14 protein-coding genes and 1 tRNA gene are annotated in these 11,880 nt (G+C 62.6%); 8 read left to right on the top strand and 7 right to left on the bottom strand.

The annotated features are described in order from the left end of the window. Window positions 1-2 precede the first annotated feature (2 nt). The 7 genes from QEH68_RS14455 to QEH68_RS14425 all read left to right on the top strand — a co-directional run bounded on the left by QEH68_RS14455 (window position 3) and on the right by QEH68_RS14425 (window position 4,730). A tRNA-Ala gene (locus QEH68_RS14455) sits at window positions 3-75 on the top strand. A gap of 446 nt (window positions 76-521) precedes the next feature. Next, on the top strand, window positions 522-1,064 hold the full coding sequence (locus QEH68_RS14450) for a PadR family transcriptional regulator (RefSeq protein ID WP_089595737.1): 543 nt from the start codon (window positions 522-524) through the stop codon (window positions 1,062-1,064). Window positions 1,065-1,068: 4 nt separating this feature from the next. Next, entirely contained in the window at window positions 1,069-2,781 is a 1,713-nt protein-coding gene (locus QEH68_RS14445) for an AarF/UbiB family protein (RefSeq protein WP_280623208.1), read from the top strand. A gap of 41 nt (window positions 2,782-2,822) precedes the next feature. Beyond that, on the top strand, window positions 2,823-3,347 hold the full coding sequence (locus QEH68_RS14440) for a universal stress protein (RefSeq protein WP_280623207.1): 525 nt from the start codon (window positions 2,823-2,825) through the stop codon (window positions 3,345-3,347). Continuing rightward, a complete protein-coding gene (locus tag QEH68_RS14435; RefSeq protein ID WP_280623206.1) occupies window positions 3,334-3,777 on the top strand; it encodes a CrcB family protein in 444 nt (147 codons plus the stop codon). The genes QEH68_RS14440 and QEH68_RS14435 overlap by 14 nt, the downstream gene beginning before the upstream one ends. Then, window positions 3,774-4,145 carry a fluoride efflux transporter CrcB gene (gene crcB, locus QEH68_RS14430; protein WP_280623205.1) on the top strand — a complete coding sequence of 124 codons (372 nt, stop codon included), beginning with the start codon at window positions 3,774-3,776 and terminating at the stop codon, window positions 4,143-4,145. The genes QEH68_RS14435 and crcB overlap by 4 nt, the downstream gene beginning before the upstream one ends. Window positions 4,146-4,199: 54 nt before the next feature. Further along, a complete protein-coding gene (locus QEH68_RS14425) occupies window positions 4,200-4,730 on the top strand; it encodes a ferritin (protein ID WP_207594172.1) in 531 nt (176 codons plus the stop codon). A gap of 35 nt (window positions 4,731-4,765) precedes the next feature. Here QEH68_RS14425 and zapE read toward each other — a convergent pair whose 3' ends face one another. Genes zapE through QEH68_RS14405 form a run of 4 tightly spaced genes read right to left on the bottom strand, consistent with a single transcriptional unit; the run spans window position 4,766 to window position 7,928 of the window. Beyond that, entirely contained in the window at window positions 4,766-5,938 is a 1,173-nt protein-coding gene (gene zapE / locus QEH68_RS14420; RefSeq protein WP_280623204.1) for a cell division protein ZapE, read from the bottom strand. After that, window positions 5,935-6,930, bottom strand: coding sequence for a magnesium/cobalt transporter CorA (gene corA / locus QEH68_RS14415; protein WP_207594171.1), 996 nt, complete (start codon window positions 6,928-6,930; stop codon window positions 5,935-5,937). The genes zapE and corA overlap by 4 nt, the downstream gene beginning before the upstream one ends. Window positions 6,931-6,940: 10 nt before the next feature. Continuing rightward, on the bottom strand, window positions 6,941-7,366 hold the full coding sequence (locus QEH68_RS14410) for a DUF1761 domain-containing protein (protein ID WP_207594170.1): 426 nt from the start codon (window positions 7,364-7,366) through the stop codon (window positions 6,941-6,943). 10 nt (window positions 7,367-7,376) lie between these two features. Then, entirely contained in the window at window positions 7,377-7,928 is a 552-nt protein-coding gene (locus QEH68_RS14405) for an Lrp/AsnC family transcriptional regulator (RefSeq protein ID WP_280623203.1), read from the bottom strand. 146 nt (window positions 7,929-8,074) lie between these two features. On the opposite strand from QEH68_RS14405, the gene QEH68_RS14400 reads away from it, so the two are divergent. Further along, window positions 8,075-9,310, top strand: coding sequence for an MFS transporter (locus QEH68_RS14400; protein ID WP_280623202.1), 1,236 nt, complete (start codon window positions 8,075-8,077; stop codon window positions 9,308-9,310). Between the two features lie 19 nt (window positions 9,311-9,329). Here the strand turns inward: QEH68_RS14400 and QEH68_RS14395 are convergent, their stop codons facing one another. From QEH68_RS14395 to QEH68_RS14385, 3 genes are read right to left on the bottom strand one after another with little or no spacing between them, the layout of a single operon-like run. Beyond that, the gene (locus tag QEH68_RS14395) at window positions 9,330-9,836 is read right to left on the bottom strand and encodes an Lrp/AsnC family transcriptional regulator (protein ID WP_089595726.1); all 507 of its coding nucleotides are present in this window, start codon (window positions 9,834-9,836) and stop codon (window positions 9,330-9,332) included. Between the two features lie 54 nt (window positions 9,837-9,890). Beyond that, window positions 9,891-10,532, bottom strand: coding sequence for a TMEM175 family protein (locus QEH68_RS14390; RefSeq protein ID WP_280623201.1), 642 nt, complete (start codon window positions 10,530-10,532; stop codon window positions 9,891-9,893). Window positions 10,533-10,563: 31 nt separating this feature from the next. Next, window positions 10,564-11,793 carry an MFS transporter gene (locus QEH68_RS14385; protein ID WP_280623200.1) on the bottom strand — a complete coding sequence of 410 codons (1,230 nt, stop codon included), beginning with the start codon at window positions 11,791-11,793 and terminating at the stop codon, window positions 10,564-10,566. Window positions 11,794-11,880: the final 87 nt, after the last annotated feature.

Below are 11,880 nucleotides of genomic sequence, written 5' to 3'. Positions count from 1 at the left end.
CAGGGGCTATAGCTCAGTTGGTAGAGCGCTTCGTTCGCATCGAAGAGGTCAGGAGTTCGAATCTCCTTAGCTCCACAATTCAGCCCGCCAGCTATCGTGCCCGGCAAGTAGTGGATCTTTCAAGCACAAGCAAAGACGAGTACCAACTACTCGTGTGCCTGAACCCCGACTCATCTTTACTGAACCCAGCGGATCCCACGCAACGGCCAATGATCCCCCTCGTTCGCCGGGGCTGCCCCAAGGTTCCGCGGCTGGGGCCGGACGGCATCACCCAGAAGTGCTGTCCGGCCCTGCGCTAACGGGTCTTTCCGCGGAGTGGAGTCATCGACGAGGATGGTGGGCATCGCCCATCCTGCGACGAAGGAACTCGATGACCAAACACCTCATCTCCTTTCCGTCGTTTGCCAGGGCAGCCATGCCCGCCAGCATGAACCGGCCAGGCCGCCGTTGTTCCTAAGCCGCGTGAAGGTATATCGTTAACTATCGTTTAGTATCGTTCGCGACTGATTGAGGTGAGCTTGATGCACAATTCATTCCCTGCAAACGGATTCATGGGCAACAACCTGGACGGCATGTGGCAAGCCGTTGAGGAGTTCCGTTCCCGGTTCGAAAAGCGCTCCGGAACCCGTGCGGGCCGGGGCGAGCTGCGATCGGCGATCCTTGCCCTGCTTGCTGAGCGTCCCATGCACGGCTACCAGATCATTCATGAAATCGAAGAGCGCAGCGGCGGTAGTTGGAAGCCGAGTGCCGGCTCCGTCTATCCCACCCTGCAGCTGTTGGCGGACGAAGGTTTCGTCAGTGCCGAGGAGTCCAACGGGCGCAAAATCTACTCCCTGACCGAGGCGGGCCGGGAGGACGTGGCTGGTTCCGAAACGTCAGCGCCATGGGATTCCCTGGGAACGTCATCGAGCCCGGGTTTCGCTGCACTGCCCAAGGCCGGTGTGGACCTGGCGCAGGCTGCGGCGCAGGTCGGCCGTACCGGGACACCCAAGCAAGTCCAGGAGGCTGTAACGGTGCTTGAGGAGGCACGCCGCCGCCTGTACTCGATCCTCGCCCAGGACTGAAGGGGTGACGTCGATTCGGCGCGAACGGGCTGATTCCCTGAGGGGAGCTGGGAGCCCCCGTGCCCGTTATCGTCGAATCCTCCGATTCGCCGCATGGCATTTGGCGGTGACCTGGTGGTTCGAGCTGTTCCTGCCCAGAGTGGGCCTGCGCAGGCTGACTGAACGGAACCGCGCCAACAGAATGCGGCGCTTCGCCCGGCGTTTTCATGGCCTAGCGGTGGAGCTCGGCGGGCTGATGATCAAGGTGGGCCAGTTCATGTCGTCCCGGCTCGATGTGCTGCCGCCGGAAATAACCTCGGAGCTGGAGGGGCTGCAGGACGAAGTTCCGCCTGTCCCTTTTCACGCCATCCGGGCCTTGGCTGAGGCCGAACTTGGGGCTCCCCTGGAGGCAGTGTTTGCTTCGGTCGAGGAGACTCCCATCGCGGCAGCTTCACTGGGACAAGCACACCGGGCGAAACTGCTCTCCGGTAACGCCGAGGACACCGGTCTCAGCAGTGTCGTGTTCAAGGTGCAGCGGCCTGGCATCGCCGAAATAGTAGACGTCGACCTCGCTGCCTTGCGGAAAGTGGGAGGCTGGCTCAGCCGCATCCGCCTCGTTTCGAACCGTGCAGACGTTCCTGCGCTGATCAAGGAATTCGCGCAGACCAGCCTCGAGGAAATCGACTACTTGAATGAAGCGGCCAATTCAGAGCGGTTTGCTGCTGACTTCGCCGATGACGCCCGGGTGACCGTTCCGGCCGTGGTGTGGGAGCGGACCACCCGCCGCGTGCTCACCCTCGAAGACGTCACGGCCATCAAGATTACGGACGCGGACTCGCTTCGCCTGGCCGGCATAGACCCCACCGAAGTGGCACCGGTCTTCGCCTCGGTGATGTTTGACCAGTTGTTCACCAAGGGTTTCTTCCACGCCGATCCCCATCCCGGCAATATCTTCGTTACTCCGGCCAATGATCCTTCCAGTGAACATCCGTGGAAACTGACCTTCATAGACTTCGGAATGATGGGCGAGGTTCCCGTGGAGACGCGAAGCGGCCTACGGAAGCTCCTGATCGCCGCTGCCTCTCGTGACGGCAAAGGACTGGTCACCGCCATCAGCGATGTAGGGGTGCTGATGCAGTCAGCCGATACCGCAGAGCTTGAGCGGGCGATGACGCAGCTCTTTGCGCGTTTCGGTGGCATGGGCTTCGCCGAGCTTCGCGATGTTGACCCACGGGAGTTCCGTGAATTCGGCACTGAATTCGGCAGCGTGATCCGCTCACTGCCCTTCCAATTACCCGAGAATTTCCTGCTCATTATCAGGGCCATGTCCCTGACGTCGGGTGTGTGCAGCTCTCTGGATGCCCGCTTCAACCTGTGGGACTCGGTGGAACCATATGCGGCCCAACTTCTGCGGGACGAGCGCGGCAACCTGATCAACGATGTCGCGTCCCAAACTCTCGAAGCCGCCGCCATCGCCCTTCGCCTGCCCAAGAGGCTGGACGGGCTGGTCTCGAGACTGGAAGAAGGATCCCTCCAAGTGGGCAACCGGCGCCTGGAGCGGCAGATGGCGAGTCTCATCCTGACGGCGCGGCGTGCAGTGGCGGCGCTGATCTTCGGCGCTCTCCTGATCGCCGGAGCCGTTCTGCGGACGGACGATCCCGGACTGGGCAATGTGCTGATGATCAGCTCAGTGGTCCCGTTGCTCTACGGCCTGTGGTCGGGCCGGCGACAGTCCTGAGAACAACCGCGGGCTCCAGTACCGCGCCGTAGACTTTCCTTGTGACAGAGACTCCCGCCCCGCGTTCCGAGGCTTCCACCAGTGCGGCCGGCCCCATCCTGGTAGGCGTCATGCCGGGGCAGCATCCAGTGGTCCTCCAACAAGCAGCGACTGTGGCGGCCAGTGCCCGGCTGCCGCTGGTGTGCGCCTATGCAGACGTCACGGTGTACCCGGTGGACGGCAGCACCGGAGGGCCGGCAGCGCCGATCGATCCGGACGGCATTGATGCGGATCTTCACAGGATCCCCGAATCACTGGTGCAAACCCTTCATGACCACTTGGACGGCAACGGCGTTGGATGGTCGCTGGTCCATCTGGCCGGGGAACCCGCCCGCGCTTTGGCCCGTGAGGCTGAGGACATTGGAGCCTCCATGATCGTGGTGGGTACCCGGGAGCACAAACTGGCTGCTGCATTGAAAGAACTGACGGCAGGCTCGGTGGCGCGGCACCTGTTCCACCGCCAGGCCCGGCCGGTGCTCGTTGTTCCCGTTAATCCCAGGGTCCCCACTGACGATGACGACGACTGAGGCCAATAGCCCCGTCCACCTCCATTGGGGTTTCATCGCGATCGTGGCAGCCGGCGGGGTGTTCGGAGCACTCGCACGGTACGGTTTGGGGCTGGTCATCCCAGCGCCCGGCGCGTGGCCGCTTCCCACCTTGGTCATCAACCTTTCGGGTGCTCTGGTGTTGGGCGCGCTGTTGGAGGGACTTTCACGCCGTGGGCCCGACGTCGGCAATCGCCGGGTCCTGCGGCTCGCCTTGGGCACGGGATTCCTGGGCGCCTACACCACCTACAGCACGCTGGCCCTGGACGCGGTGCACCTGTTCACCGCTGGAGCTGCTCCAGCCGCTGCGGTGTACCTCGCTGCGAGCCTAATAGGCGGGGCCGCCGCTGCCACCGCAGGAATTTGGCTGGGCGCCTGGCATCACCGGCGGGCAACCGGACGACGCTCGTGACAGTCATCCTTCTTGCTCTGGCCGGTGGGCTGGGTGCGGCAGTGCGGTTTGTGGTGGACGGGTTCGTCCGTGCACGCCTGAAGACTGCCTTCCCATGGGGGACCGTCATCATCAATATCTCGGGCTCCCTGTTGCTGGGTTTCCTGGCGGGCCTGGTCATGCGTGGCCAGGCACCGGAGTCCTTGATGCTCATCCTCGGTACCGGTTTCCTGGGCGGCTACACCACCTTCAGCACCGCCAGCCTTGAGACCATCCGGCTCGTTCAAAGCGGGCGTACAGCATTGGCGGTCATCAACGGCTTGGGGACCATGGCAGTCAGCGTCGTGGCGGCCGCTGCGGGTGTGTGGATCAGTCTGCTGCTGCCCTGAGCAGTGGCGAATCTCACCACCGGAACCGGTATTGTCCGCCTGTAGGATCGAGCCATGGCTAAGAAGACTTTCAATGAGCTGTTGTCCGCCCAGGTTGCGAATGAGTTTGCAGCCTCCCAGCAATACATCGCAGTGGCTGTGTACTTTGATGGCGAAGACTTGCCTCAGCTCGCCCGGCACTTCTACCGTCAGTCGCTCGAGGAGCGAAACCACGCCATGATGATGGTCCAGTACATGCTGGACCGCAATGTGCACGTTGAGATCCCGGGCATCGCCCCTGTTCGCAACAACTTTTCCAACGCCAAGGAGCCCATCGCGTTGGCGTTGGAGCAGGAAAAGGAAGTCACACGCAACATCGAAGAGATGTTCCGCGTTGCCCGTGCAGAGGGAGATGCTTTGGGCGAGCAGTTCATGCTGTGGTTCCTGAAGGAGCAGGTTGAGGAAGTTGCTTCCATGACCACGCTGCTCAACATCACGGAACGGGCTGAGAACCTCTTCGACATCGAGAACTACGTCGCCCGCGAAACGGTCGGCGATGGCGGCGACGATGCCAGTGCACCGTCCGCAGCCGGCGGTGTCATCTAGGGACGGACCCTTACCATGCTGTGGCCGTCGGAAGCTTAGCTTCCGGCGGCCTCTTCACTGTGGACAGCACTGTCCACGCCATCGTGGTGCTCTGACCGTCCCAAGAGGGACAAACGGCTCGCTATCCGCGCCAGATCCACCGGCAAAACCGAAAGATCACTGCCGGATGCGTCGATGTCCCATTCCATCGGTCCCTCGCCGATCAGGAACAGCGTGATGTCCTGGTCGTGCAGCACGTCCACCACATTGCTGAACCGCTGCCATGAGGGTGCGGATGCCCAATCGTTTCCTGCAGGGGAGGGAACGTCGTCGATCACCCACGTTTTATAGGTCTCCGCCAACACCAGGAAGTCCGCTGTTGAGGTGAGCCCACCGCAGAGCTCCTCGAAACCGACCCAGAGCACATCGGGGTCGGAGTTCCTGACCACAATCGGCTGGGTTGTCGGTTGCAAAACGCGGCCTTGGGATGGTGCCGGCCGGAAGAGACCGAGGCGCCCCAGTTGTGCGGGCGTGCCGGGAGAGACGATCCGACCTGAGCGGAACGCGGCAAACCCTTCGGCAGGGGCAGTTCCAGCGGCGGGAAAACGGCGGAAATCCGTGGGCCCCTCGATCTCCACGATGTCCATCATCTCTTTGATGGCCTCGATGGTGGGCAGGAAATGGTCGTGCCACAGGGGATTGGGCAGGAGGTCGTCCGGGGCGTAGTTCGAGGTCACCACCAGGGGGATACGGCGCTGCGCAGCAGACCGCAACAACCGGGCAATGAACATGCCATCGCCAACGTCATGGACATGGAATTCGTCGAAGAACAGCACGTCGATGCCATCCAGCAATGCATCCACGGACTGCTCAATGGCAGTTCCGCTGTTGGCCTCAAAGACGTGGGTTCCCGCATGGAGCCTGCGGAAGAAGTCGTGGAAGTGGACACGGCGTTTCCGGGCGTCAAGTTGTCCGTAGAAGCTGTCCATCAGCCATGTCTTGCCGCGGCCCACCGGTCCGTGGAAGTACAGGCTCCGCGGCGCCTTGCGGGGAAGCGGACGACGACGGCCCGTCAGTTGGGCGCCGAAGGCCGCCAACCGCTCGGCCGCCTGTCGCTGACTTGGCTCAAGCGCAAAACCCGCCAGTCCGGCGTCGTGCTCCATCCCCGCCAGCAAAGCGCGGACAGTGACCCGCGCAGTGCGGGGAGCAGGCCTCGACAATGGCGTCACAGCCAGCCTTTGCGCTTGAAAATGACGTACATGAGCAGGGCTGCACCGAACATGAGCCCCACCGCCAGGGGGTAGCCAAAGTCCCAATGCAGCTCCGGCATATGGTCAAAATTCATCCCATACACGCCGGCCACGAAGGAGGGGGCAAAGAGGATGGCAGCCCAGGAGGAGATCTTTTTGACTTGCTCGTTCTGCGCGGCGCTGGCTTCGTTCTGGCGGTTTGCCGTCAGGGTGCCATCCAGGGTCAGCGCGTTCTGCAACAGATCCCGGAAGGAGTTCACGCGGGAAATGACGCGCTGGACATGGTCCTCGACGTCGCGCAGGGAGCGCTGCAACTCAATGTCCACGCCATATTTTTCGAAGCCCTTTTCCAGCAGGGCCATCATGTCCGGGAGGGGCTGGATGGCCCGTTGGAACTGGATCACTTCACGGGCGAGCTCGTAGATGCGGCGCGACACGGTGCTGTCGCCGCTGAAGAGCTGGTCTTCTATCTCATCGATGTCGTTCTCAAGACCTGCCACTACCGGCGCGTAGTCATCCACCACTTGGTCCAGGAGAGCGTAGAGCACGGCTTCGGGCCCATGGCAGAGAAGGTCCGGTCGTGTCTCCAGCCGGTGGCGGACCCGGGCCACCCCACCGGTCTCAGCGTGCCGGATGGTCACCACAAAGTTTGGTCCGGTGAAGATGTGCAGCTCGCCGAACTCCACTGTCTCGGTTTCATCGAGGTACCTGGCTGGGCGGAGGACAGTAAACAGGTTGTGGTCGTAGCGCTCAAGCTTGGGCCGCTGATGTGCCGAGACGGCGTCCTCCACGGCGAGCTCGTGGAGGCCGAATTCCTGGGCGACGGCCGCCATCTCGTCCTTCGTGGGCCGGTACAAGCCGATCCAGGCCATGCCGCCGTGTTCCGCCAAGGTCTCAAACGTCTGCTCGAGGCTGTGCGGGGTTGCTGTGCGGACGCCGTCTACGTATACGGCGTTATCAATGATTGTCACTGGTTGAACGCTACTGCATGGCTCCGATGATGGCGCCCGCAATGGTCATGGCCGCGATGTCGTGGCCGGAATCGATGACGGTCACCGCGGAGGGGCGCCCCGCGAAGCCGTTGTGGATGACGTGGCCGCCGGCGCGGATCACCAAGGACAGGATCAGCGCGAAGAATCCGCCGGCCCAAAAAGTGTTGAGTTCCAGCGCGCTGATGAGGACCGCCAGGAGAATGCTGGTCAGCGCTGCGGCCACCATCATGGGAACCCAGATGCCGGCGCCGCCCTCAATATTCTTGAGGTCGTCTTCGGTTTTGTTGATCGCTTTCATCCACCTGCGTCCGAAGGCGGCCGGCATGTACCAGACGAAGCCGATGACCATGCTTGAAACGAAGGCCAGAAGTACAGCGAACCAGTTGATCTGGGAGATGTGTGAGAGCCAATCCATTCCTGAAATCCTAGTCGGTTCGGGCCTGTGACCCGGGGCTCTGACTCTCAAGCCTTGGCCGTGTTGGCGCGGCAGACATCCTTTCGATCAGTGGTTCAGTCCGGTACGGGATGTGAGTATGCAGGGCCAACACCGTTTCCGTCCGGATCACGCCTTTGGTGCGGAGGACCGATCGCAGTGCCGACTGCAGGTTGTGGGTGTCGGTTGCCACTACCCGGCACCAGAGATCGCCCCGGCCGGAAATTTCGTGGACCTCCAGGACCTGGGGGATCAAGCGCAGCGCACCAATGACGCCGTCGAGTTCGCGGTGGGTGACTTCGATCGTCACGAAAGCGACGACGTCGTACCCCACCTTTTCGAGGTCTACCTCCCGTCCGGCGGCGTGCAGCACCCCGGACCGGAGGAGGCGCTTGACCCGGCTCTGGGCAGTGTTGCGTGCAATACCCAAGGTGTCGCTCAACTCGGCGATCTGGATCCGGGGATCCTTGATGAGTTCCAGGAGGATCTTCAGGTCCATAGGGTCGAGGGTGTTCAAATGGTCACTCCAGCTCACTTGGGTCATTCGAGTTTGAGTCTTTTGCTCAATTCTCAAACTATTGCAGCATGTTCAGATCAATCCTGCTGCATTCTGTTGCCACCAATACTTAGTCGGACTGCGCTTCCCACAAGGAACCAATCAGCCCGGCCACCGAGCCCGAAGGCATGGAAATGACTGTCTTGAGCGAACTCCGCATGCGTCCGGTTACCGCCGACCGCTGGGGCTGGGATGCCTCCACCACCGCCAGGCTGGTGTTGACCGGCGTCGTCATCTTTACGCTGCTGGTAGGCGCCAACCTGGCCACTCCGTTGTATCCCTTGCTGCAGGCCAGGCTTGGTATGACATCGCTGGACGTGACAGTTGCTTTCTCCAGCTACGTCCTTGCACTGGTGGGTGTCCTCATGGTGGCAGGACATTGGTCGGACCACATCGGGCGTCGTGCGGCGTTGGTGTTGGCTGTCCTGGTCGGTTTGGTGGGTGGTGTGATTTTTGCAAACGCGGACACACTGGTTGCCTTGTCCATGGGGAGGGCACTCCAAGGAGTGGCAGTGGGGCTGGCGACCGGAGCCAGCTCAGCTGCCTTGCGTGAACTGTTGCCCCAGCGGCCTGAGTGGGCCTCCCGATTCACTTTGCTCTCCTCGGCAGGTGGTGTGGCCGCAGGCCCCGCAATCGGTGGCCTCCTGTCACTTTTGCCGGACCCCACGCGCACCCCGTACTACGTCCATTCGGCGGTGCTGATAGCCGCCCTTATTCCCCTGTGGCTCCTCAAAGCGAGGCCTGCCATCGCTCCGGCGGAGGGCCCGAAACCCCTCAAGGTCCTGGCGCCACGGAAGCCTTCCATCTCCCGTGATGCCCGCGGAGCCTTCTGGATGGCAGCTGCCACCGGGTTCCTGAGCTTCGCAGTCTTCGGCTTCTGCCTGTCATTGGCGCCGGGGTACTTCGCCGGTGTGGTCCATGCAGATTCGCGGCCGCTGATCGGCTTGCTGGCAGGAGTCACGTTGGGCGCCTCGGCGCTGAGCCAGCTTTTGGGTACCCGTGGCCGTTGGGTTGTGCCCGTGGCCTTGGCGGTCCTGGGGGTCTCGGTTGTCCTGGTGGGCGCTGCGGCTGCATGGTCAAGCCCGTGGTTGCTGGTGGCTGCGAGCGTCACGGCGGGCATGGGTCAAGGCATTGCTTTCCGGCAGGTCTTCAACGAAGTTGCCGGAAAGGTTGAGGCTTCCCGCCACGCCCAGGTCATCAGTACCGTCTACGTCATCACGTACCTGGGTAGTGCCGTTCCGGTGATCGGGCTGGGACTGGCTGTCTCGGCACTGGGGCTCCAGGCCGCCGTCGTGGGTTTCACGGCCCTGTGCGGCGTTGCGGCGCTGACGCTGGCGGCAATCTCGCTGCGGAGCGCAGTGCGTTCCTGACCTGCGCCGCCTGGTCGTTTTACTCCGGCAGCGGTCCGCGATTGCCCGGGATGTGCTGGAAGACCATGGTGGTTTCCGTGTGGCCCACTACGGGATCCGTGGCGAGGTTGTCCAGGAGCCAGTTGCGGAGGTCGTCGGTATTGGCGACGGCGATGTGCAGCAAGTAGTCAACGGAACCGGTGGTGTGGAAAGTGGAGATCACCGCCGGAAGCTTGGGAACGCGGGCCGTAAAACGGTCGATCTGATCGCGGTCGTGGGCGCGGAGACGGACGGCGATGAGGGCTTGGACGGAGCGGCCGATGGCCGGCAGGCTCAACACGGCCTCAAAGCCTTCGATGATTCCGCGTTCGGAAAGAGCCCTGGTCCGCATGAGGGCCGTGGAGGGGGCGATCCCCACAAGCTCTGCCAATTGCTTGTTCGAGATCCGGGCGTCATCCACCAACGCGGCGAGGATTCGTTCATCAATCGCGTCCAGCGGCTCAGCGCTGCCCGTGCCTGACCGAACATTCTTCGTGGGGTTGCTCACGGATCCTCCTGAAATTGCCTTCCATCCATCCTAATCGGTGAATTCTTCAGGTGACTATCGCTTTACCCGTGTGCGGCGGGCCCGTCGCCGATCCAGCCGTTGGAGTGGCTCACTGAGCAGCATCAGGAGCAGGGGCCAGTTGCCTGCACCCGGAATGGCTACGGCCAGAACCAGGGCTGCCAGGAAGAGCCCGGAAACGATGCCACTCGCTCGAATTCCTGACGCCGATTCCGCATCTCCCATGGTGTGGAGGTCGGGGTGTGACCGCAAGTACGCCCGGGCCAGGAGGAGCATGAGGCTGGTGGCAAACAGGGTGCCGATGTAGATCAGCGGTTGGGCCCAGTCGGAGGGCATCTGGGTGGAGAGGGATGTGGCGACCGGCATCACCACGATGGTGAACATCCAGGCCACAGTCAGCCACAGCAGGCCCGGGTCAACGTGCTTGACGCTGCGGAAGAGCTTGTGGTGGTGCACCCAGAACACGGCAATGAGGACAAAGCTCAGCACGAATCCGAGCAATGCGTACTGTTCTTCGGCCAACCATTCGGCCGTGGTGCCGTTGTGGTCTGCAAGCTCACCCACGCTCTCCATCAGCGGGAGGATCAACAACGTCAAAGCAATCGCCACCACGGCATCCGTAAACGCCTGCAAACGCTCCGGTGACGACAGTTCCCGGCTTTTCGTGACCTGTGTCATGCCTCTGATTCTAGGGGCAGGCGGCTGGAAATCAGCGGGCTTGGTTTGGTGTGCGGTGCACTATCAAGGTGACTGCCGCCGTCGTGCACGAAAGGACGATGACGCTCAACGCCAAGGCCGGCCAGCCAAACGCCTGGAAGGCCAGGCCGCCGGCCCAGCCGATCACGCTGGAGCCCAGGTAGTAGGACAGGTTGTACAGGGATGCCGCCTGCGCCCTGCCCGTCGTGGCGATGGCCCCCGTCCAGCCTGAACCAACACTGTGGGCGGCGAAGAAGCCGCCTGTGAAAATCACCAGCCCGGCGAGGGTGGCTGCCAGGTTCTCCACCAACGTCAGCGCCAGCCCCGCGGACATGATGGCAATTCCGGCCACCAGGACGTTGCGCCTGCCAAACCTCGTGGTCAGTCCAGCGGCCCACCGTGAGCTGACAGTGCCGGACAGATACGCAAGGAAGATCAGGCTCACTACAGTTGCAGGGAGCCGGAACGGATCTGCGTGCAGTCGAAACCCCAGGTAGTTGTAAACCGCTACGAAGCCACCCATGAGCAGGAAGGCCTGAAGGTACAAAGACACCAGTTTGGGATTGCTCGAGTGGCCTTTCAACGTCTTGAGTGCACCCCGGAATCCCAGCGCCGGGGCTGGACTAAAGCGTCGCTGCCTGGGCACGAGGACCAGGAACAAGACAGCGGACACAGTGGCCAGCAAGGAGACGGCAAGGGTCGCGGCACGCCAGCCCCAGAGCTCGCCCACTGGGCCGGCCACCAGGCGCCCGGCCAAGCCACCCAACGTAGTTCCGGCTACATAGGTCCCGGCCGCCAATGCCGTGTGGACCTTGGTCACTTCCTCGTTGAGGTACGCGATGGCAATGGCGGGGATGCCGCCCAAAGCCATGCCTTCCAACGTGCGCAGCGTCATCAACATCGGCACGGTGGGCGCCAGGGGAACCAGCAGCCCCAGCAGTGTTGCCACGGCGATGCCAATGGCCATGGCGCGCACGCGGCCGATCCTGTCTGCCACGAACGACCACGGCAGCACGGTGATGGCAAGACCTGCGGTGGCAAGGGAAATGCTGAGTGCGGCCTCGGCTGCAGTGATCTTGAGGTCGTGGGCCATGAGGGGCAGGACAGCCTGTGTCGAGTACAGCTGGGCAAAGGTTGCAACTCCGGCGAGAGCCAGCGCTGCGAGAATCCGGCTGTATCCGCGGGAACCCCTGGCATGGCCGTCCCACGTTTCTGTGCTGCCGCTGGCGATGGTGTTGGTCACCCGGCAAGGGTAGGGCGCCAGGGACTCAGCTTTCCAATGCATGGGTTGCCTATAATTGATGCATCACAGCATGAATCCGGGACCGGC

Origin of the sequence: Paenarthrobacter sp. OM7 (genome assembly GCF_029873575.1) — a bacterium.
Classification (GTDB): domain Bacteria; phylum Actinomycetota; class Actinomycetes; order Actinomycetales; family Micrococcaceae; genus Arthrobacter.
The sequence above is the reverse complement of the archived record's forward strand: the minus strand, read 5'-3'. Positions and strand labels throughout refer to the sequence as shown.